This is a genomic window from Cellulomonas cellasea, from assembly GCF_006538745.1.
GTDB lineage: Bacteria > Actinomycetota > Actinomycetes > Actinomycetales > Cellulomonadaceae > Cellulomonas_A > Cellulomonas_A cellasea.
Genome location: NZ_BJLR01000031.1, coordinates 1 through 19,309 on the forward strand (window position 1 = coordinate 1; position 19,309 = coordinate 19,309).

The 19,309-nt window shown below is 74.6% G+C and carries 18 protein-coding genes; 8 read left to right on the top strand and 10 right to left on the bottom strand.

Annotated elements, in window-relative coordinates; genetic code table 11:
* Positions 1 to 36: 36 nt before the first annotated feature.
* From CCE01nite_RS16895 to manD, 3 genes are all read right to left on the bottom strand, one after another.
* Complete coding sequence (locus tag CCE01nite_RS16895) at positions 37 to 1,065, bottom strand: L-idonate 5-dehydrogenase (protein WP_034627149.1); 1,029 nt, start codon at positions 1,063 to 1,065, stop codon at positions 37 to 39.
* A complete protein-coding gene (locus CCE01nite_RS16900) occupies positions 1,062 to 2,450 on the bottom strand; it encodes an MFS transporter (RefSeq protein WP_034627154.1) in 1,389 nt (462 codons plus the stop codon). Before CCE01nite_RS16900 ends, CCE01nite_RS16895 begins: the two co-directional genes overlap by 4 nt.
* A gap of 216 nt (positions 2,451 to 2,666) precedes the next feature.
* The gene (gene manD, locus CCE01nite_RS16905; RefSeq protein WP_034627160.1) at positions 2,667 to 3,875 is read right to left on the bottom strand and encodes a D-mannonate dehydratase ManD; all 1,209 of its coding nucleotides are present in this window, start codon (positions 3,873 to 3,875) and stop codon (positions 2,667 to 2,669) included.
* Between the two features lie 293 nt (positions 3,876 to 4,168).
* On the opposite strand from manD, the gene CCE01nite_RS16910 reads away from it, so the two are divergent.
* Positions 4,169 to 4,960 (top strand): GntR family transcriptional regulator, encoded by a 792-nt coding sequence (locus CCE01nite_RS16910; protein WP_246056656.1) that lies wholly within the window; start codon positions 4,169 to 4,171, stop codon positions 4,958 to 4,960.
* 13 nt (positions 4,961 to 4,973) lie between these two features.
* Here the strand turns inward: CCE01nite_RS16910 and CCE01nite_RS16915 are convergent, their stop codons facing one another.
* The gene (locus CCE01nite_RS16915) at positions 4,974 to 5,654 is read right to left on the bottom strand and encodes a 4a-hydroxytetrahydrobiopterin dehydratase (RefSeq protein ID WP_034627166.1); all 681 of its coding nucleotides are present in this window, start codon (positions 5,652 to 5,654) and stop codon (positions 4,974 to 4,976) included.
* 143 nt (positions 5,655 to 5,797) lie between these two features.
* Here CCE01nite_RS16915 and CCE01nite_RS16920 point away from each other — a divergent pair, with 143 nt between their 5' ends.
* Together CCE01nite_RS16920 and CCE01nite_RS16925 are read left to right on the top strand one after the other, a co-directional pair.
* Positions 5,798 to 6,565 (top strand): MerR family transcriptional regulator, encoded by a 768-nt coding sequence (locus CCE01nite_RS16920; protein ID WP_034627168.1) that lies wholly within the window; start codon positions 5,798 to 5,800, stop codon positions 6,563 to 6,565.
* 159 nt (positions 6,566 to 6,724) lie between these two features.
* Complete coding sequence (locus tag CCE01nite_RS16925) at positions 6,725 to 7,291, top strand: DoxX family membrane protein (RefSeq protein WP_034627171.1); 567 nt, start codon at positions 6,725 to 6,727, stop codon at positions 7,289 to 7,291.
* 109 nt (positions 7,292 to 7,400) lie between these two features.
* On the opposite strand, the gene CCE01nite_RS16930 is transcribed toward CCE01nite_RS16925, so the two are convergent.
* Complete coding sequence (locus tag CCE01nite_RS16930) at positions 7,401 to 7,946, bottom strand: GNAT family N-acetyltransferase (protein WP_034627173.1); 546 nt, start codon at positions 7,944 to 7,946, stop codon at positions 7,401 to 7,403.
* A gap of 238 nt (positions 7,947 to 8,184) precedes the next feature.
* Between CCE01nite_RS16930 and CCE01nite_RS16935 the strand changes: the two genes are divergently transcribed.
* A complete protein-coding gene (locus CCE01nite_RS16935) occupies positions 8,185 to 9,537 on the top strand; it encodes a cryptochrome/photolyase family protein (RefSeq protein WP_141372730.1) in 1,353 nt (450 codons plus the stop codon).
* Positions 9,538 to 9,711: 174 nt separating this feature from the next.
* On the opposite strand, the gene gatB is transcribed toward CCE01nite_RS16935, so the two are convergent.
* The 3 genes from gatB to gatC are packed head-to-tail and all read right to left on the bottom strand — an operon-like array spanning position 9,712 to position 13,030.
* The gene (gene gatB / locus CCE01nite_RS16940) at positions 9,712 to 11,223 is read right to left on the bottom strand and encodes an Asp-tRNA(Asn)/Glu-tRNA(Gln) amidotransferase subunit GatB (protein WP_034628992.1); all 1,512 of its coding nucleotides are present in this window, start codon (positions 11,221 to 11,223) and stop codon (positions 9,712 to 9,714) included.
* Positions 11,220 to 12,734: an Asp-tRNA(Asn)/Glu-tRNA(Gln) amidotransferase subunit GatA gene (gene gatA, locus CCE01nite_RS16945; protein WP_034628994.1), complete on the bottom strand. Its 1,515-nt coding sequence runs from the start codon at positions 12,732 to 12,734 to the stop codon at positions 11,220 to 11,222. The genes gatB and gatA overlap by 4 nt, the downstream gene beginning before the upstream one ends.
* Positions 12,734 to 13,030 (bottom strand): Asp-tRNA(Asn)/Glu-tRNA(Gln) amidotransferase subunit GatC, encoded by a 297-nt coding sequence (gatC, locus tag CCE01nite_RS16950; protein ID WP_034628997.1) that lies wholly within the window; start codon positions 13,028 to 13,030, stop codon positions 12,734 to 12,736. Before gatC ends, gatA begins: the two co-directional genes overlap by 1 nt.
* A gap of 363 nt (positions 13,031 to 13,393) precedes the next feature.
* On the opposite strand from gatC, the gene CCE01nite_RS16955 reads away from it, so the two are divergent.
* Positions 13,394 to 15,319 (top strand): RICIN domain-containing protein, encoded by a 1,926-nt coding sequence (locus tag CCE01nite_RS16955; protein WP_034629000.1) that lies wholly within the window; start codon positions 13,394 to 13,396, stop codon positions 15,317 to 15,319.
* Positions 15,320 to 15,469: 150 nt separating this feature from the next.
* Here CCE01nite_RS16955 and CCE01nite_RS16960 read toward each other — a convergent pair whose 3' ends face one another.
* Positions 15,470 to 15,886 carry a hypothetical protein gene (locus CCE01nite_RS16960; RefSeq protein WP_034629002.1) on the bottom strand — a complete coding sequence of 139 codons (417 nt, stop codon included), beginning with the start codon at positions 15,884 to 15,886 and terminating at the stop codon, positions 15,470 to 15,472.
* Between the two features lie 153 nt (positions 15,887 to 16,039).
* Between CCE01nite_RS16960 and CCE01nite_RS16965 the strand changes: the two genes are divergently transcribed.
* From CCE01nite_RS16965 to CCE01nite_RS16975, 3 genes are read left to right on the top strand one after another with little or no spacing between them, the layout of a single operon-like run.
* Complete coding sequence (locus CCE01nite_RS16965; protein WP_034629004.1) at positions 16,040 to 16,744, top strand: DUF4352 domain-containing protein; 705 nt, start codon at positions 16,040 to 16,042, stop codon at positions 16,742 to 16,744.
* Positions 16,741 to 17,382 (top strand): hypothetical protein, encoded by a 642-nt coding sequence (locus CCE01nite_RS16970; protein ID WP_052104035.1) that lies wholly within the window; start codon positions 16,741 to 16,743, stop codon positions 17,380 to 17,382. The genes CCE01nite_RS16965 and CCE01nite_RS16970 overlap by 4 nt, the downstream gene beginning before the upstream one ends.
* On the top strand, positions 17,379 to 18,014 hold the full coding sequence (locus CCE01nite_RS16975) for a hypothetical protein (protein WP_034629007.1): 636 nt from the start codon (positions 17,379 to 17,381) through the stop codon (positions 18,012 to 18,014). The genes CCE01nite_RS16970 and CCE01nite_RS16975 overlap by 4 nt, the downstream gene beginning before the upstream one ends.
* Here the strand turns inward: CCE01nite_RS16975 and CCE01nite_RS21455 are convergent.
* The coding region (locus tag CCE01nite_RS21455) for a hypothetical protein (RefSeq protein WP_170223986.1) at positions 17,990 to 19,309 on the bottom strand (1,320 nt) is incomplete at its 5' end. The two genes, CCE01nite_RS16975 and CCE01nite_RS21455, sit on opposite strands and share 25 nt — an antisense overlap.

Here is a 19,309-nt window from a genome sequence, read left to right on the forward strand (position 1 = left end):
GGGTCGGCACGTGCCGACCCGGCCCGGCCGGTGGTCTCAGGCGTCGCCGCCGAGGCGCAGCATGACCTTGCTGCTGCCCGTGCTCCGGTCGGCCGCCACGCGCAGCGCCTCCTCGGCGTCGTCGATGTCGAACGTGTGCGTCATGAGCGGGTCCACGTCGAGCCCGTCCGCGAGCGCCGTGATCGCGTCGTCGATCTCCTCCGAGAACCGGTACGAGCCCATCCACGTGATCTCGCGTGTCACGAGCTCGCCGAGCACGGCCGTCGCCTCGGTCCCGGGCAGGTTCCCGACCTGGACGAGCGTGCCGCCCTTCGCGGTCGCGTGCAGCACCGCCCCCAGCGCGGCGGGCACGCCGGAGGCCTCGAAGACGATCTCGACGTCGTCCGGCAGCGGCCCGGCGGACACGTCCACGACCTCGTCGGCGCCCATCGCCCGGGCCACCGCGAGCGACGACGCGGCCACGTCGGCGGCGAGGACCTGGGCCGCGCCGGCGTGCTTCGCCGCGGCCACGACGAGCGCCCCGATCGGCCCGCAGCCGTTGACGAGGACCGTGCGCCCCGCGACGTCGACGCGTCCGACGGCGTGGATCGCGACCGCGAGGGGCTCGGCCAGGGCGCCCCGGCGGGTCGAGACGCCCTCGGGGAGCGGCCGGACCTGCGCCGCCCGGACCGCCCGGAGCTCGCAGAAGCCGCCGTCGGTGTGCGGGTCGAACGCGGCGGAGCCGAAGTACCGCACCGCGGGGTACAGGTTGGTGCGACCGGCGAGCCGCGGCGGCATGGCGCCGTCGCCCACGAGCTGCGCCGGCTGGAACGTCACCGGCCGGCCCACCTCGAGCCCCGTGACGTCCGCGCCGAGCTTCACGACGCGCCCCGCGACCTCGTGCCCGAGGACCATCGGGTGCCGCAGGACGGCCGTCCCCGAGCGGGCGTTGCGCCAGTACGCGAGGTCCGAGCCGCACACCCCGCCCCACTCCATCGCGACCAGGACCTCGTCGCGGGCCGGCGTCGGGTCGGGGAGGTCGTCGACGCGCAGGTCGCCCGCGCCGTGGACCACGACGGCCTTCATACGGCGTCCTCGAGCCGGACGAGGTCGCGGCCGCGGACCTCGGGCGAGACGACGGCCGAGACGAGTGTGATGAGGCTGTACACCACGAGCATCGCCGCGATGGGCCACCAGGAGCCCGTGACCGCGGTCAGCGTCGCCGCGAGCAGCGGGCCGATCGCCGTGGCGAGGATGCCGCCGATCTCCTTGGCGAGCGCGAGCTGCGTGAAGCGCGTCCGGGCCCCGAAGAGCTCGGCCATCGTGACGCTCTCGAGCGAGAACAGGCCGAGGACCGCGAGGTTGTGCAGCAGGATCATCGAGATCGTCAGCGCGACCGTGCTCCCCTGCTGGATCAGGTTGAGCAGCGGGAAGGCGAGGATCGCCGAGACGACCGTGAGCACCATGTACACCGGGCGCCGGCCGAAGCGGTCTCCGAGCAGTCCCACGACCGGCACCGTCGCGAAGCCGACGATCGAGCTGTAGAGGATCGCGTTGGTCGCGAGGCTGCGGTCCAGCAGCAGCGTCGTCGCGATGTACCCGACGAGGAACGTCTGGATCAGGCCCGAGTTGCCGGCCTGCCCGAACCGCAGGCCGAGCGCGATGAAGAACGCCCTGCCCTTGCGCTGGTGCAGCGCGGCCTCGAGCACGCTCGCCTCGGTCGTCTTCGCCGCGGCAGCCTCGAGCTCCTCGCGGGTCAGCGCGACACCCTCGGCGCTCACGTCCGCGCGGCTCTCGAAGACCGGGCTCTCCTTGAGGTGGGTCCGGATCCAGATCGCGAAGATCATCAGCACGAAGCTGAACAGGAACGGCAGGCGCCAGCCCCAGGACAGCAGCTGCTCCTCCGTGAGGACCGCGAGGAGCAGCGCCCACAGGCCGGTCGCGGCGAGCGTGCCGGTGTTGGTGCCGAGGCTGACCAGGGAGGCGACCACGCCGCGCTTCTTCACCGGGGCGTACTCCGCGAGCATCGTCGTCGCGCCCGCGATCTCCGCGCCGGCGCCGAAGCCCTGCGCGAGGCGGAGGACGACGAGCAGGATCGGCGCGGCGAGCCCGACCTGCGCGTACGTCGGGAGCACGCCGATCAGGGTCGTCGAGGCGCCCATGAGGGCGATCGTGATGAACAGGACCTTCTTGCGGCCGATCCGGTCCCCCATCCGGCCGAAGTAGATCGCGCCGGCGAGCCGGGCGACGTAGCCCACGCCGTAGGTGCCCATCGCCGCGATCAGGCCGATCGCCGGGTCGACGTCGGGGAAGAAGATCTCGTTGAAGACGATCGCCGCGGCGAGCGAGTACAGCTGGAAGTCCATGAACTCCATGGCCGTGCCGAGCCAGCCGGACACCGCGACCTTCCTCAGGTCACCGGCCGTCCGCTCGACGGCCGCGCCCGGGGCCGTCAGGTTGTCGTGCGTCATCGTGTGCTCCTTCGCCCGCGACAGCGGTCCGATGCGCCGTGCGCCGACCGTCGGGGGATCCCGGACGGAGACGCACGGCGTGGGGGGTGCCGACGCCGTGGCGGGCGCCGGGGTGGACCGGGCGTGCCGGTCGGGATGGTCAGCTCTCGGTCGGGCGTCCACCGCGCGGTCGCGCGGGGTCGTCCGTGACGGCGGGCGCCTCGACGGCGCCGGGCCTCACCAGTCGTGCACGGACCCGTCGAGCCGGCGTGCGACCGGCAGGTACCGCGGCTCGTACGGGAAGCGTGCGGCCGCCTTCTCGTCGTACTCGACGCCCAGCCCGGGCGTCTCGTCGAGGTCGAGCGCACCGTTCGTGAACCGGACGCCGCTGCGGAAGACCTCCATGGTCTCGGGCGCGTGCTCCATGTACTCCTGGATGCCGAAGTTCGGCACGCTCAGGTCGACGTGCACCGCCGCCGCCAGCGTCACGGGCGACAGGTCCGTTGCGCCGTGGGACCCGGTGCGCACCTGGTACAGCGCGGCCAGGTCGAAGATCCGGCGCAGGTGCGTGATGCCACCCGCGTGCACCACGGTCGTGCGCACGTAGTCGATGAGCTGCTCGGTGATCAGGTGCTGGACGTCCCAGATGCTCGTGAGCACCTCGCCGACCGCGATCGGTGTCGTGGTGTGCTGGCGGATGAGGCGGAACGCCTCCTGGTTCTCCGCCGGTGTCGGGTCCTCCATCCAGAACAGCTGCACGTCCTCGACGCTCTTGCCGAAGCGCGCGGCCTCGAGCGGCGTGAGCCGGTGGTGCACGTCGTGCAGCAGGTGGAAGTCGAAGCCGAGCTTCGAGCGGATCTCCTCGAGGTACGTCGGGGCGAACCGCAGGTAGGCCTCGGTCGACCAGGGCTGCTCCTCGGGCAGGGCGCTCGCGGCGGGCTCGTAGATCGCGCCCTTGCGCACGCCGTAGGTGCCGCCCACCTCGGGCACGGCCGCCTGCGCACGCACCGCCTGGTAGCCGAGCTCGCGGAACCGGACGACGTCGTCGAGCAGCTCCGCGGTGTCGGCGCCGCTCGCGTGGCCGTAGACCATGACCCCGTCGCGCGAGCGCCCGCCGAGCAGCTGGTAGACGGGCAGGCCCGCGACCTTGCCCTTGATGTCCCACAGCGCGGTGTCGACCGCGGCGATCGAGGTCATCGTGACCGGACCGCGACGCCAGTACGGGCCGCGGTACAGGTACTGCCACATGTCCTCGATGCGCGCCGGGTCCCGGCCGATCAGCAGCGGGACCACGTGGTCGCGCAGGTAGCTCGCGACCGCGAGCTCGCGGCCGTTCAGCGTCGCGTCGCCGAGCCCGGTGACGCCGTCGGACGTCGTGATGCGCAGGGTGACGAAGTTCCGTCCCGGTCCTGCGACGAAGACCTCGGCCCGCTCGATGGTGCTCACGCTGCGCTCCCCCTCGTCCGGCGTGGCGTCCGCGGGCTCCTGGCCGAGGGACGCACTGCTGCGGTGCAGTGCTTGTATACAAGGGCGATATGCACGCGATGTCAAGCCCCGTCCGGATGGCTGCCACGCCACGCCGGGCGGGCGTCGGCCGCTCGTCGCGGCGCCGGTCACCCCGCCCCCGGCTTGACCTGCGCTGACACGCACGAGTTGTATACAAGGGCGCGCTCTCAGGCCCGCCGGCGGTGTCGACGGCCGCGGACCGGATCGTGGACAGGACGAGGCGAGGAGGCGGCGTGACGGCAGCGGCAGCGGGCAGCACGGGTGGCACCGCCGGCAGGGCGGGCGGGGAGCCCGGAGCCGGCGCGCGTCAGCGAGGCGCCGCGGACCCCGGCCCGCGCTCGGCGGGTCGCGTGGTGTACGGCGAGCTCCGCCGACGGGTCGTGACCCTCGACCTCCAGCCGGGGGCGCCCCTCTCGGAGAACGAGCTCGCCGCCGAGCTCGGCGTGTCCCGGACGCCCGTGCGCGACGCGCTCATGCTCCTGCAGCAGGAAGGGCTCGTGCAGATCTTCCCGAGGATCGGCTCGTTCGTCTCGCGCGTGGACCCGCAGCGCGTCGCCGACGCCCAGTTCCTGCGCGAGGCCGTCGAGCTCGCGTCGCTCGACGACGTGCCGGCCGAGCCGGATCCCCGAGTCACCGCCGAACTGCAGGAGAACATCGCGCTGCAGCGCCTCGTCGAGGGCGACCACGAGGAGTTCTTCCGCCTCGACGAGGCGTTCCACCAGGGGCTCATGCGCCTCGCCGGGCACGAGGGCACGTGGCCGTCGGTCGTCGCCGCCAAGGCCCACCTCGACCGCGCGCGGCGCCTCGGGCTCTCGGAGGTGGGCAGCGTCCAGGTGTTCGTCGAGCAGCACGCGCACGTGCTCGACGCCCTCCTGCGGGGCGGCGCGAGCGAGGCCCGGCCGCTCATGCGCACGCACCTGCGCACCGTGTTCGACGACATCGAGCGGGTGCGGTCGCGCTCGCCCGAGCTCTTCGCGGCCAACACCGGCGCGCCCACGCGCCGCAGCGTCGCCGTCTGGGAGTGAGCCGCCGGGCCGGTCAGTCGCGCGCCTGCCACGTGCACACGCACGCCTCGTTGCCCTCGGCGTCCGCGAGGACCCAGAACGCGGGCGCGCGCTCGTCGCTCACGAGGTGCCCGCCCGCCGCGAGCGCCGCCGCGACCCGCTCCTCGGCGACGTCGTGCGGCACCGTCACGTCCAGGTGGATGCGGTTGCGCTGCGGGCGCGGGGCGTCCATCTGCTGGAACCACACCGCGGGGCCGCGGCCGGCCGGGTCGAGCAGCGCCGGCGACGGGTCGTCCGCCCCGGGCAGCTCCTCGGGGACGTAGCCGAGCACCGCACGCCAGAACGGGTACACCGCCGGGATGTCGAGCGCGTCGATCGCGACCTCGAGCGCGGACAGCACGGGGACCTCGGCGTCGAGCCCGAGCTCGTCGGCGACCGCGCTGATCGCCGCCGCGAGCGCGACGTCCTTCGCGGTGAGCCCGCCCGCGTCGTGCGTGAGCACCGACACCTGCACGCGCGGGTAGGTCAGGTGCACGTCCGGGTGGTGGTCGAGCTGCTCGGCGACCGCCGCGATCCGCGTCGCAAGCTCGAGGCCGCGCTCGAACGAGCCGGTGTGGAACGCCGCGTGGACCCGGTTGAGCAGGACGCGCCAGTGCCGGGCGTCGACCTGCGCGGAGACCTCGGTCGCAGTGAGCGTCGTCCTCGGCGTCGTCATCCGCCCAGCGTCCCACCCGCCACCCACGCGCACGAGCCCGTCGCCTTCCCGGCGCAGAATGGGGCTTGCGGTTGACGCAGCGTCAACTTCTAGCGTCGGTGACGACGGCGGACGGACCGCCGTCAGGGACGAGGAGGCGGCACGTGACGAGCGAGACCTGGACCATCGGGGACCTCGCCCGCCTCTCGGGCGTGACCTCCCGGACGCTGCGGCACTACGACGCGATCGGGCTGCTGGCCCCCGTGGACGTGGCTGCGGGCGGGCGCCGGCTCTACGGGCGCGACGAGCTGCTGCGGCTGCAGCAGATCCTCGTGCTGCGGGAGCTCGACGTCGACCTGCCCACCGTCGCCCGCGTGCTCGCGGTCGACGGGGAGCACGGCGCCCGGGCCGAGCTGCTCCGGGAGCACCACGCGCGGCTCGTCGCGGAGCGGGACCGGTTCGACCGGCTCGCGGCGACCGTCGCCTCGACCCTCGAGTCCCTGGAAGGGGGGCACGACATGGCAGCGAAGGACCTGTACGCAGGCTTCGACAACAGCCAGTACGACGCCGAGGCGCGTGAGCGCTGGGGCGACGCGGAGGTGGACCGCAGCAACGACACCTGGGCCCGGCTCGGCGCGGACGGGCAGGCGGCGCACCATCGCGAGACCCAGGCGATCGGCGAGGGCCTGGCGGCGTGCCTGGCCGAGGGCCTCGCGCCGGACGACGACCGGACGCAGGGGCTCGTCGCGCGCCACTTCGCGCAGATCGCGACGTTCTGGACGCCGAACCGCGAGTCCTACCGCGGGCTCGGCCAGATGTACGTCGACGACGAGCGCTTCACGGCGACGTACGACGCGTTCGCGCCGGGCCTCGCGGTGTACCTGCGCGACGCGATCGACGTCTGGGCCGAGCGGCTCCCGTCGGGCGCCTGAGCGGCCGCGAGGACCACGTCGGAGCCGGATCCGCCTGCGGGGACGCCACCCAATCGTTTCACTCGGGGGTGGCGTCCCAGCAGGCAAGACAAGTTGAAGATTGCACTCCGAAGGTCACGCTACGGTCACGGCTCCGCTGACCCTGAAGGAGCGCCCGCCATGACTGCCTCACCCGTCGCACCGGCCCGCACCCAGAGCACCCAGCACGACCCCGACCTCCGGGGACCCGGCCTCACCCTCGGCGCCCGCAGGGCGCTGGCCGCCCTCCGGATCGCCCTCGGCCTCGTCTTCCTGTGGCCGTTCCTCGACAAGACCTTCGGCCTCGGCTATGCGACGCCCGCCGAGGGCGCGTGGATCAACGGCGGCACCCCCAGCCAGGGCTATCTGCAGCACGGCGTGAGCGGGCCGGCGAAGGAGTTCTTCGCGTCGATCGCGAGCCCCGTCTCCGACTGGCTCTTCATGCTCGGGATGCTCGGCGTCGGCCTCGCGCTGCTCCTCGGCATCGGCCTGCGCGTCGCCGCCGTCGCCGCGGCGCTCCTCATGGTCCCGCTCTACGTCGCGGCCTGGCCCTTCGCCGCGGGCAGCCAGAACCCGCTCGTCGACCAGCACCTCGTCTACACGCTCGCGGCGATCGCCCTGGCCGCCACGCTCGCCGGGGACACCTGGGGGCTCGGCCGCCCGTGGTCCCGGCTCGGCGTCGTCCGCGCCAACCCTTGGCTGCGCTGAGCCTGCAGCTCGACCAGTCCTGCCCGGCAGGCCGCCGTCGGAGGTTCAGCCCCGCACGGCGACCCGCCCGGCGGCCGGCCGACGGCTCGGTCGTCCCGCCGAGGGCGGGTCAGTCGAGCTGCGCCGCCCGGAACTCGTCCTCGAGCAGGCCCATGAGGATCGAGTCGCACCAGCGGTCGCCGTCGCGGTAGGCGTCGCGCAGCCGGCCCTCGTGCCGGAACCCGATGTTCTCGTAGATCGCGATCGCCCGGCTGTTGATGCTCAGCACGTCGAGCCCGACGCGGTGCAGCCCGAGCCCGTCGAACGCGAGGCCCAGCACGAGCTGGATCGCCTCGGTGCCGTAGCCCCGGCCGCGGTACGCGGGGCGCATCACGAGCCGCAGGTTGGCGCTGCGCACGACCGGGTCGATGTCGTTGAGGACGATCTCGCCGCGGTACTCGTCCGAGCCGCTCGACGTGACGGCGAGGTCGATGCGGTTGTCGTGCGTCGAGATCGTGGCGCACCACTCCGCGATCTGCTCGCGCGTGAAGGTCGCGGTCGTGCCCGTGAGGCGCATGCCCTCGGGGTCGTGGACCATGTCCCACATCGCGTCGGCGTCGTCCGCGCGGACGGGTCGCAGCCGGATCATCTCGCCCTGGAGCGTCGGCTTCTCCATCGGTCGTCCTCCTGATCGTGGCCCCCACCGGGGAGCCTACGGACACCGGGTGACCGCCATGTTTCGCCGCGCGGCACGAGGCGCACCCGGTCGCTGCGAGCCGACGCCGTGGCCGCGCCGCGCGGGTGCAGCGGTCTCCGGGGCCGCTCCCCGCTGACCGGACGGCGGCACCCCGGGGACGGCTCCCCCGTGCGGCCCTCCCCGCGCCGCCCCCGGGCCGCGCGGCTAGCGTGACCGCGTGACCGCGATCCACTGGTTCCGACGCGACCTGCGCCTCGCGGACAACCCCGCCCTCCTCGCCGCCGCTGCCGACGGGCGCGACGTCGTGCCGCTGTACGTGCTGGACGACGCGCTGCTGGCGCGCTCGGGCCCACCGCGCCGTGCGTACCTGCTGCGCAGCCTGCGTGCGCTCGACGACGCGACCGGCGGGCGGCTCGTGGTGCGCCGCGGTGCGCCGACCGAGGTGCTCCCCGAGGTGGCGCGCCAGGTCGCGGCGGACGAGGTCCACGTGGCGTCGTCGTACGAGCCGGCGGGCCGGCGCCGCGACGAGCAGGTCCGGACGGCCCTCGAGGCGGCGGGCGCCGCGCTCGTCGAGACCGGCTCCCCGTACGCCGTCGCGCCCGGGCGGCTCCGGACCGGCGGCGGGACGCCGTTCCAGGTGTTCACCCCGTTCCGCACCGCGTGGCTCGCGCACGGCTGGCGTGCGCCCGCGACCGGGCCGGCGCCGCGCTGGGCGCAGGGCGTCCGCAGCGACGGGCTGCCCGACGAGCCCGCGCTCGACGACCTCGACCTGCCCGACGCCGGGGAGGCCGCCGCGCGCGAGCGCTGGGCCGCGATGCTCGACGACGGGCTCGCCGGGTACGCCGACGACCGCAACCGGCCCGACCTCCACGCCACGTCGCGCCTGTCGCCCGCGCTCAAGTGGGGCGAGATCCACCCCCGCACGCTGCTCGCCGACCTCGCGCGCAGCCGCAGCGACGGCGCCGCGGCGTTCCGCTCCGAGCTCGCGTGGCGCGAGTTCCACGCCGACGTGCTGTTCCACCACCCGACCGCGTCGTGGCAGTCGCTGCGCGAGGTCGCGCCCGACGACTCGTGGGTGACCGCCGAGCGCGAGGCCGCCGCCCTCGAGGTGTGGGCCGCCGGGCGCACGGGCTACCCGTTCGTCGACGCGGGGATGCGTCAGCTGCGCGCCGAGGGCTGGATGCACGGGCGCCTGCGCATGGTCACGGCGTCGTTCCTCATCAAGGACCTGCACGTGGCGTGGCAGCGCGGGGCCGCGCACTTCATGCGCTGGCTCGTCGACGGCGACGTGCCGCAGAACCAGCTGAACTGGCAGTGGGTCGCGGGCACCGGACGCGACGCGGCGCCGTACTTCCGGGTCTTCAACCCGGTGACGCAGGGCCGCACGCTCGACCCCGACGGCACGTACGTGCGGCGCTGGGTGCCCGAGCTGCGCGGGATCCCGGGTGCGGCGGTGCACGAGCCGTGGAAGCTCCCGCGCGCGGCGGCGCCGGACTACCCCGAGCGGGTCGTCGACCACGCCGAGGAGCGGAAGGTCGCGCTCGACGCGCACGCGCGCCGGTCCCGCTGAGCCACCGGCCCACGGAGGCACGGCCCGGGGTGGTCGACGACGCCCGGCCCGGCGCGGCTCGTCCCGCACCCGCCGCGCCACCACCACGCGGGATCGCGCCGGCCCTGCACGACGTCGGCGGCCGGCCCCCGGAGGGACCGACCGCCGTCGGGGGCTGCGGCGCGCCTCGGGGCGTCAGCCCTGCGCGACCCGCTCGAGCACGAGCTCGCGCACGCGGCCGGCGTCGGCCTGACCGCGCGTGGCCTTCATGACCGCGCCGATGATCGCGCCGACCGGGCCGAGGTTGCCCGAGCGGATCTTCGCGGCGATGTCCGGCTGACCCGCGAGCGCGGCGTCGATGGCCTCGAGCAGCGGGCCGTCGTCGGACACGACCTCGAGCCCGCGGGCGACGACGACCTGCTCGGGGCCGCCCTCGCCCGCGAGCACGCCCTCGAGCACCTGGCGCGCGAGCTTGTCGTTGATCCGGCCCGCGTCGACGAGCGCCTGCAGCTCGCCGATCTGGGTCGGGGTGATCGGCAGCTCCGCCAGCTCGACCTCCTGCTGCTTCGCGGTGCGCGCGAGCTCACCCATCCACCACTTGCGGGCGGCGGCCGGGCTCGCGCCCGCGGCGATGGTCGCCTCGATGAGCTCGATCGCGCCGGCGTTGACGACGTCGCGCATCTCGGCGTCGGCGTAGCCCCACTCCCCCTGCAGCCGGCGGCGGCGGGCCGCGGGCAGCTCGGGGAGGGCGGCGCGGATCTCCTCGACCCACGCGCGGTCGGGCGCGATCGGCACGAGGTCCGGCTCGGGGAAGTAGCGGTAGTCCTCGGCGTCCGACTTCACGCGGCCCGGCGTCGTGCTGCCGGTGTCCTCGTGCCAGTGCCGGGTCTCCTGGACGATCGTGCCGCCCGCGTCGAGCACCGCCGCCTGGCGCGACACCTCGTAGCGGACCGCGCGCTCGACGGACCGGAACGAGTTCACGTTCTTGGTCTCGGTGCGGGTGCCGAGCGGCGACTCCGGGGTCGGGCGCAGCGACAGGTTGACGTCGGCGCGGACGTTGCCGCGCTCCATCCGCGCCTCGGAGACGCCGAGCGTGCGGAAGATGTCGCGCAGCGTCTGGACGTAGGCGCGGGCGACCTCGGGGACGCGCGCGCCCGCACCCGTGATGGGCCGGGTCACGATCTCGACGAGCGGGATCCCGGCGCGGTTGTAGTCGACGAGCGAGTACTCGGCGCCGTGGATGCGCCCGGTCGAGCCGCCGACGTGCGTGTTCTTGCCGGCGTCCTCCTCCATGTGCGCGCGCTCGATCTCGACCCGGAACGTCGACCCGTCCTCGAGCTCGACGTCGATCCACCCGTCGAACGCGATGGGCTCGTCGTACTGCGACGTCTGGAAGTTCTTCGGGACGTCCGGGTAGAAGTAGTTCTTGCGCGCGAACCGGCAGCGCTCGGCGATCTGGCAGTTCAGCGCGAGGCCGATGCGGATCGCGTACTCCACCGCGGTGCCGTTGACGACCGGCAGCGCGCCGGGCAGCCCGAGCGAGACCGGCGTGACGGCCGTGTTCGGCTCCTCGCCGAACGTCTGCGGCGCCGCGTCGAACATCTTGGTGCGCGTGCCGAGCTCGACGTGCACCTCGATGCCGAGCACCGGGTCGAACCGGGCCACGGCCTCGTCGTAGTCGACCAGGTCGACGGTCTGCGTGCTCATCGCGCCACCTCCAGCTCCGGCGCGCGGTCGAGGATCGACCCGCCCCACTGCGCCTCGAGCAGCGCCTCGAGCGCCGCTCCCACCCGGTAGAGCCGGTCGTCGGCCTTCGCGGGTGCGAGCACCTGGAAGCCGACCGGCAGGCCGTCGTCGGACAGGCCGTTGGGGACCGAGAGCCCCGGGACGCCCGCGAGGTTCGCGGGGATGGTCGCGACGTCGTTGAGGTACATCGCGAGCGGGTCGTCGAGCTTCTCGCCGAGCTTGAACGCCGTGGTGGGCGCCGTGGGCGAGACGAGCACGTCGGCCTGCGTGAACGCGGCGTCGAAGTCGCGCTGGATGAGCGTGCGGACCTTCTGCGCGCTGCCGTAGTACGCGTCGTAGTACCCGGCGGACAGCGCGTACGTGCCGAGGATGATGCGCCGCTTGACCTCGTCGCCGAAGCCCGCGCCGCGGGTGGCGCCCATCACGCGCTCGGCGGTGACCGGGCCCTCGGTCGGCTCGACGCGCAGGCCGAAGCGCATGCCGTCGAACTTGGCCAGGTTGCTCGACGCCTCGCTGGGCAGGATCAGGTAGTACGCGCCGAGGGCGTAGGTGAAGTGCGGGCAGGAGACCTCGACGATCTCCGCGCCCGCGCCGCGCAGCACCTCGAGCGACTCCGCGAAGCGCGCGCTCACGCCCGGCTGGTAGCCCTCCCCGGTGAGCTCGGTGACGACGCCGACGCGCACGCCGGTCAGGTCGCCCGTGAGGCCCTGGCGCGCCGCGGCGACCAGCGCGGGCAGCGGCTCGTCGATCGACGTCGAGTCGCGCGGGTCGTGGCCGCCGATGAGCTCGTGCAGCAGCGCCGAGTCGAGCACGGTGCGCGTGACGGGGCCGGCCTGGTCGAGGCTCGACGCGAGCGCGATGAGCCCGTAGCGCGAGACGCCGCCGTACGTGGGCTTGACGCCGACCGTGCCGGTGACGGCCGCGGGCTGACGGATCGAGCCGCCGGTGTCGGTGCCGATCGCGAGCGGGGCCTCGAACGCGGCGACCGCCGCCGCCGAGCCGCCGCCCGAGCCGCCGGGGATCCGGTCGAGGTCCCACGGGTTGTGGGTGTTGCCGAACGCGGAGTGCTCGGTGCTCGAGCCCATCGCGAACTCGTCCATGTTGGTCTTGCCCAGGATCGGCAGGCCCGCGGCCTTGATCCGCTCGACGAGGGTCGCGTCGTACGGCGGGACCCAGTTCTCGAGGATCTTCGAACCCGCGGTCGTCGGCAGGCCCTTGGTGACGATGATGTCCTTGACGGCGATCGGCACGCCCGCGAGCGTGTGGAGCTGCTCGCCGGCCGCGCGGCGGGCGTCGACGTCGCGCGCGGTGGCGAGCGCTTCCTCGCCGCTGACGTGCAGGAACGCGTGCACCGCGGGCTCGACGGCGGCGATCCGGTCGAGGTGGGCCTGCGTCACCTCGACGCTCGAGACGTCACCGGCCGCCAGCCGCTCGGCGAGGTCGGCGGCGGTGAGCCGCGTGAGGTCGCTCATCAGTCCTCCTCCAGGATCTGCGGGACGAGGAACTTGCCGTCGCGCGCGGCCGGGGCGCCCGCGAGGGCGTCGGCGGCGAGCAGCGGGGCCTCGGGGACGTCCGCGCGGAAGACGTTGGTGAGCGGGAGCGGGTGGCTCGTGGCGGGCACGTCGGGCGTGGCGACCTCGCTGACCCGCGCGACCGACTCGACGATCACGTCGAGCTCGCCCGCGAGACGGTCGAGCTCGGCGGGCGTCAGGTCGATCCGGGCCAGGGCTGCCACGCGCGCGACCTCGTCGCGGGAGAGGGTGGACATGGCCTGAAGTCTAGACGTGCGGGCGTCCGCGCCGGCCGACGCCCCACGGTGCGCGGCACGCCGGCGGTGCCGCACGCAGCCGCGTCCGGCGCGGTCCACGGTCGGAGGACGAATTGTTCTACAACGTTGACATACGCATGTTCCGGGCACTACCTCTGGGACCACCTGCGGCTCGTCCCGCGCCGGCCACGACGACGTGGCGGCCGGTCACGCGCCGCACCGCTCCGTCGGCGCCGGGCGCGACCCGCCCTCCGCCGACGACCGCACGGCCTCGGCGTCCCGCGCCGGGCACGCTCGCCCCGACCGCCGCACCGCCCGCTGCCCCGGGTCTTGTGAGCGCTCACATCGACCGAGAGGACGCTCATGCCCCCGCTCCCCCGTCCGGACCGCCCACGCGCACGTGCACCGCTGAGCCGGTTCGCCGCCCTCGTCGCCGCCGCCCTGCTCGCGGTCGTCGCCCTCGTCGCTTCTACCGCCCCCGCGACGGCGGTCGGCGAGGACACCGTCCGCAACCCGCTCCTGCCCAACGGGGCCGACCCCTGGCTGCAGTTCCACGACGGCAGCTACTACCTCGCGACGACGACGTGGAGCTCGCAGCTCGTCATGCGCAAGTCGCCGACGCTCGCCGGCCTGCGGACCGCCGCACCCGTGCACGTCTGGTCGGAGACCGCGGCCGACAGCGGGTTCAACTTCTGGGCGCCCGAGTTCCACCGGCTGACGGGGCCCAACGGCACCCGCTGGTACCTCATGTACACCTCCGGGACGAGCGCGAACCTCGACGGCCAGAAGCTCCGCGTGCTCGAGAGCGCGGGCGACGACCCGATGGGCCCGTACGCGTTGAAGAGCACGCCGATGCCGAGCACCTGGAACATCGACGGCAGCTACCTGACGGTCGGCAACCAGCTCTACCTGCTGTGGTCCGAGTGGCAGGGGCCCGACCAGAGCCTGTGGATCTCGCGCATGACCGACCCGTGGACCGTCACGGGCTCGCGCGTGCTCATCTCGCGGCCCACGCACAGCTGGGAGACGCAGGGCGGCCGCGTCAACGAGGCGCCCGAGGTCATCCAGCGGAACGGCCGGACGCACGTCGTCTACTCGGCGAGCTCGTGCAACACCCCCGACTACAAGCTCGGGCTGCTCACGCTCACCGGGAGCGACCCCCTGTCGGCGTCGTCCTGGACCAAGCGCTCGACGCCGGTCCTCCAGCGCGGCAACGGCGTGTACGGCCCGGGCCACAACGGGTTCTTCCGGTCCCCCGACGGGACGCAGGACTGGATCGTCTACCACGGCAACGCGTCGACCTCCCAGGGCTGCGGCGACACCCGCTCGACCCGCGTCCAGCCGTTCACGTGGGCGTCGGACGACAGCCCCGTCTTCGGCACCCCCGCCTCGACGAGCACCGACCTCGCCGTCCCGTCGGGCGAGAAGGGCCCGATCACCGCGGCCGTCGAGGGCGCCGCGTACACGCTCGTCAACCGCAGCACCGGACGCTGCGCCGGCGTGACCGGCAGCTCCGGGGCGGACGGCGCCGACGTCGCCCAGTACGGCTGCGACACCGCGTCGAGCCGCTGGGTCCTCGACCCGACCGCCGACGGGTACTACCGGCTCGTCAACAAGGCCAGCAACAAGGTCCTCGACGTCGCCGACTGCGGCTCGGTCGACGGCACGGACGTGCGCCAGTGGGCGTGGCTCGACAACCAGTGCCAGCAGTGGCAGGTCACGCCGACCACCGACGGCTGGTCGCGGCTCACCAACCGCGCGACCGGCAAGGTGCTCGACCTGGCCGGGTGCGGCGCGGCCGACGCCACGAACATCCGGACCTGGACGTCGACCGGCTCGACGTGCCAGCAGTGGCGGCTCGCCCCCGCCGGCACCGTCGCCGTCGTGAGCAGCCAGAGCGGCAAGGTGCTCGACGTCGCGGACTGCTCGACGGCCTCGGGTGCGACCGTGCGGTCCTGGGCCTGGAACGGCGCTGCGTGCCAGCGGTGGACGTTCGCGCACACCGACAACGGGTACTACCGGGTCCAGCCCGCGTCCGCGCCGGGGAGCTGCCTCGTCGTCGCCTCGGGCTCGACCGCCGACGGCGCCGGGCTGCGGCAGGGTGCGTGCTCGACGACCGGCAGCCAGTGGCGGGTCGAACCCCTCGCCGACGGCTCCGTCCGGCTCGTCGCGCGGCACAGCGGGAAGGTGCTCGACCTGTCGGGCTGCGGTCTCGCGAACGGCACCGCGCTCGTGCAGTGGCCGTGGCTCGACAACATCTGCCAGCGCTTCACGCTGCGCAGCGTCTGACGGGTGGGCTCGTCGGGGGCGGGGGCGGGGCTGGGCGTCGCCCGGTCCTCGCCCCCGGCGCGCGCCCGGCCAGGCCCGGCCCGGCCCGGCCCGGCAGACGCTGGACCCGCGCCTGTCCCCCGGGTGCTCCGAGGTCGACGCGCGGGCGGGTCAGACGCGGTCGACTGCCGCGGTGACGAGCGCGAGCAGCGCGTCGGCGTAGGCGTCGCCCGCATCGTCGGCGCGGAACCCGCGCGGCCCCCGGCCGGGGAGCTCGACCTCGACCTCGAAGCCGTCCTCGACCCGGGTCAGGCTCCGGAACGTCCCGCCCAGGAGCTCACGCAGCTGGTCCTCGCCCGGGAGCCACACCGCGTCCTCCTGGGCGACGGAGTCCAGCGCCCACTCGGTCGTGCCGTTGAACCCGAGCACCGTGCCGGTCGAGAACTCGTGCGCCTCGATCATCATGTCCGAGATCGTGTAGACCTCGCCGCTGAGGTCCGGCTGGCGCAGCGTGAAGCGGTCGCCCGAGCGCGGTCGCCAGCGCAGGCCGGCCGCGTGCAGCAGCAGGGCACGGTCCACCGAGATCATCCGCCCAGTATCCGGTGGACGGTCGCGGACCGCGCGGCGGGACGGCTGCGCGGTGCAGCGGCGGGACGCCCCCATGGCGGAGCGGCTGCGCGGCGGTGACGGCCCACCCCGGACGCAGCACGGCCGACCGCGCCGTGTCCCTAGACTCTGCGCGTGCCCACGCCCCCCGCCGACCGCCGCGCGCTGCGCGAACGTGCCCGGCGCAGCGGCAGCGTCGTCGCCCAGCGCCTGCTCGACCAGCCGCTGCGCAACCTCGGGGTCGGGGGCGCGGTCGCCCTGCTCGCGGTGACCGCGGCCTTCGGCGGCCTCGAGCCCGCCGCCGAGCCGGGCCTCCCGGCCGTCGCCGTCGGCGAGCCGGTCGAGGCCGGCCCGTTCGAGCTGACCCTCGAGAAGGTGCTCTGGGTCGACGAGCTGCCGGGCGTGAAGCCCGGCGAGGGCAACCGCTGGCTCGCGCTCACCGCGACGGTCACGAACACGAGCGAGCGGACCGCCACGTCGGCGAACCTGCGGAACACGCTCGGGCTCACCGGGGTCGAGGGGCTCGTCGAGCCGCCCGACGCGGGCACGGACCGCGTCCTGTCGTCGCGGCGGCTGCTGCTCGCAGACGCCTCCGACCTCTCCCCCGTCCAGCCGGGGCTCGACTACGAGCTCGTGTTCCTGTTCGAGCACGACGCGTCCCTCCCGCCGCCCGAGGAGGTCACGGTCCAGGTCGTCGGGCACACGTGGCGCTCGAGCACGATCACACCCGACGTCGCGTGGTTCGACCCCACGGTGGTCGCCGAGGCGACGCTCGCGATGCGCGAGGCCGTCGACGAGGGCGGCGCGGACGAGGGCGGCGCCGAGGAGGGCGACGCGTGAGCACCACGAGCGGCTCCGGGGGCGCACGCCCGTGGACGCAGAGGATCGGTGTCGTCGCGCTGGTCCTCGCCGCGCTCGCGACCGGGCGCGCGATCACGCACTCCTTCCCCGTCGAGGGCCGGATCGAGGCGCCGTTCGTCCGTGACTCCGCGGTCGGCGAGCCGGTACGGCTCCGCTACGCCGACGTCGAGGCGGGCGAGCCGGCCGGCGCGCGCGAGCTGGACGCCGGCGGTACCACGCTCACGAGTCCGGGCGTCTGGCTCGTCGTCCCGGTCCGGATGACCGCCCGGGGCGAGCCGCGGACGCTCGCGTACGCCGCCGTGCGCGGCTCGGACGGGACGCTCTACGTCGCCGGCGGGTTCGGTCGCGGCGGCTTCGCGCCCGGGACGGCGCAGCCGGGCGTCCCTCGGGAGGCCGACGTCGCCGTCGAGCTGCCCGCGGACGCCGTCGCGGGGGCGCACCTGCTCCTGGCGCTCGACCCCGACGACCACCGGCGCGACGACCTCGCGGACATCGACCTCGGCCTCACGCAGGCGGACGTCGAGCGCTGGACCGACGGCGCGCCTCCGGTCACGTTCCGCGACGCCGCCGACGCCGGCGCCACGGCGTCCGCCGACGCGTCCGGGGACGGGTCGTGAGCGGCCGCCGCGACTGGTGGCGCCGCAACCGCTGGGCGCTCGCGGCGCTGCCCGTGGCTCTCGTCGCGGCACTGGCTGCGAGCTCCGACCGCGTCGCCACGTACTACTGGCACGCCGGGCTGCACGACGCACGCACCGCGGGGCACGGCGAGTGGTTCGAGCTGCACGACGAGTACACCGATGGCAAGGGCACGCACGAGCGCGTCGTCCGGGTCCGTCTCGACCGCACCGCCGTCCTCACCCCCGCCGCTCTCCGCCAGGTCAGGGTCGAGGTGCCGAGCGGGGCCCGCGCCGTGCAGGTCACGCTGAGCCTCGAGGCCGACCCCGACCTGCCCCTCGCGCTCTGCCGCCTCGCGCTGCGGGACGCGGACGGGACGCGCTACGACTACCAGCGGCCCGGTGCGGGCGAGGTGACCACGGCCCGGCCGATGTCGCCGTGCGTCCCGGGCGACACGCCAGGCCCGTCCGAGTCGCTGGGACGGCTCGACGAGGTGCTGTCGGCGGACGAGCGGGACCCCCGCCCACGGTCCTGGACCGTCGAGCCGGTCGTCGTCGTGCCGGACGACGCCCGCGTCGACGAGGTCCTGCTCTGGTGGCGTGAGCCGGTCTACGTCGCGCTCGACGTCGACTGAGCGCGCGGCTTCTTCGTCAGGTCCACGCGCTGCGTCGCGCGGAGCATGCGGTCGACGGCTGCGGCCAGGAGCGTCATCGTCACGGTGAGCCCGGCCGCGCGCACGACCGTGATCGTGTGCGGTGAGAAGGCGAGCCAGGTAGCGAGGTCCTGCGGCCCGAGCGCGGCGCGCAGCACGAGGTGCAGGACCTCCTCGAGGCGGGTCGAGGCCAGGAACGCCAGCCCGAACACGAGCATCGGCCCCAGGCCGGCCATCGCGAGCGTGCGCAGCCCCCCGACGAGGCCCTGGAAGCGGCCGCGGACGTCCCCGATCACCTGCCCGACGAGCTCCCCGCCCCACCGGCGCACCGGCGTGGGCAGCGCCTCGAGCACCCGCACGCCGCGGCGCGCCGGCGCGGGCGGCGGCGTGAGCTTGTGCCCGTACACGATCGCGCCGACCGTGAGCCACGCGAGCGGGACGACGACGAGGTCGTCGAACGACCCCAGCACGCCACCGGCCCACGCGACGACCGCGTCGACGGGTCGCGCGACCGGACCGAGGAGGTCGAGGACGTCGAGCCACCACGTCGTCACCACGTCGATCGCGCGGCGACCCTCGACCCACGCCCACGCGGTCTCCTTGTAGCCCGTCAGGTACCGCGCGAGCGTCGCCATCCAGAACACCTCGACGTAGGCCCCGACGTAGCCGAGCGGCGTCGCGTGCACGCGGCCCTCCAGGCGCGCGAGCCCCCACCGCAGCGCCATCGCGACGAGCACGACCCCCACCGCGAGCGCACCGGACCCGACGAATGCCCGGTCGGCGTCGATGGCGTCGGCCGCGCCGTAGAGAAGGCCGGCGTTCTCGACGTGCTGGCGGCCCGTGATCGTGTTCACGTAGCGGTACGTGTCCTCGGCGAGCAGCCCGTAGGAGGCGTACACCGCGAGGAACGGGACGAGCACGCTCGCGAGCAGGTCCACGAGGCGGCGCTCGCGGCCGGTCGTGCCGTCGAGCGGTGCACGCGCACCCGCGGCGCGGGCGAGCCCCGGCAGGTCCTCGCGCAGGACGTGGAGCATGATCACGATCGAGGCGACCGACGCGAGCGGGGCGAGCATCAGCACCGCGACGCCCAGCGTGTTGCTCCAGCCGCTCACGTTCACCGCCGCCCACAGCGCGCCCATGCGCGCCGCACCGCCGAGCAGGGCGATGGTGAGCAGCAGCGGCCAGTGCCCCACCCACAGCCGGGCCGCCGCGGCGACGACGGAGACGAGCTCGCGCACCGAGGGGCGGACGGCGGCGAGCCGGCGGGAGCCCGGGGG

Coding starts and splice junctions, on each gene's coding strand:
- CCE01nite_RS16895 (WP_034627149.1), bottom strand. CDS start 1,065: ATGAAGGCCGTCGTGGTCCACGGCGCGGGCGACCTGCGCGTCGACGAC.
- CCE01nite_RS16900 (WP_034627154.1), bottom strand. CDS start 2,450: ATGACGCACGACAACCTGACGGCCCCGGGCGCGGCCGTCGAGCGGACG.
- CCE01nite_RS16915 (WP_034627166.1), bottom strand. CDS start 5,654: ATGACGACGCCGAGGACGACGCTCACTGCGACCGAGGTCTCCGCGCAG.
- CCE01nite_RS16925 (WP_034627171.1), top strand. CDS start 6,725: ATGACTGCCTCACCCGTCGCACCGGCCCGCACCCAGAGCACCCAGCAC.
- CCE01nite_RS16930 (WP_034627173.1), bottom strand. CDS start 7,946: ATGGAGAAGCCGACGCTCCAGGGCGAGATGATCCGGCTGCGACCCGTC.
- gatB (WP_034628992.1), bottom strand. CDS start 11,223: ATGAGCACGCAGACCGTCGACCTGGTCGACTACGACGAGGCCGTGGCC.
- gatA (WP_034628994.1), bottom strand. CDS start 12,734: ATGAGCGACCTCACGCGGCTCACCGCCGCCGACCTCGCCGAGCGGCTG.
- gatC (WP_034628997.1), bottom strand. CDS start 13,030: ATGTCCACCCTCTCCCGCGACGAGGTCGCGCGCGTGGCAGCCCTGGCC.
- CCE01nite_RS16955 (WP_034629000.1), top strand. CDS start 13,394: ATGCCCCCGCTCCCCCGTCCGGACCGCCCACGCGCACGTGCACCGCTG.
- CCE01nite_RS16960 (WP_034629002.1), bottom strand. CDS start 15,886: ATGATCTCGGTGGACCGTGCCCTGCTGCTGCACGCGGCCGGCCTGCGC.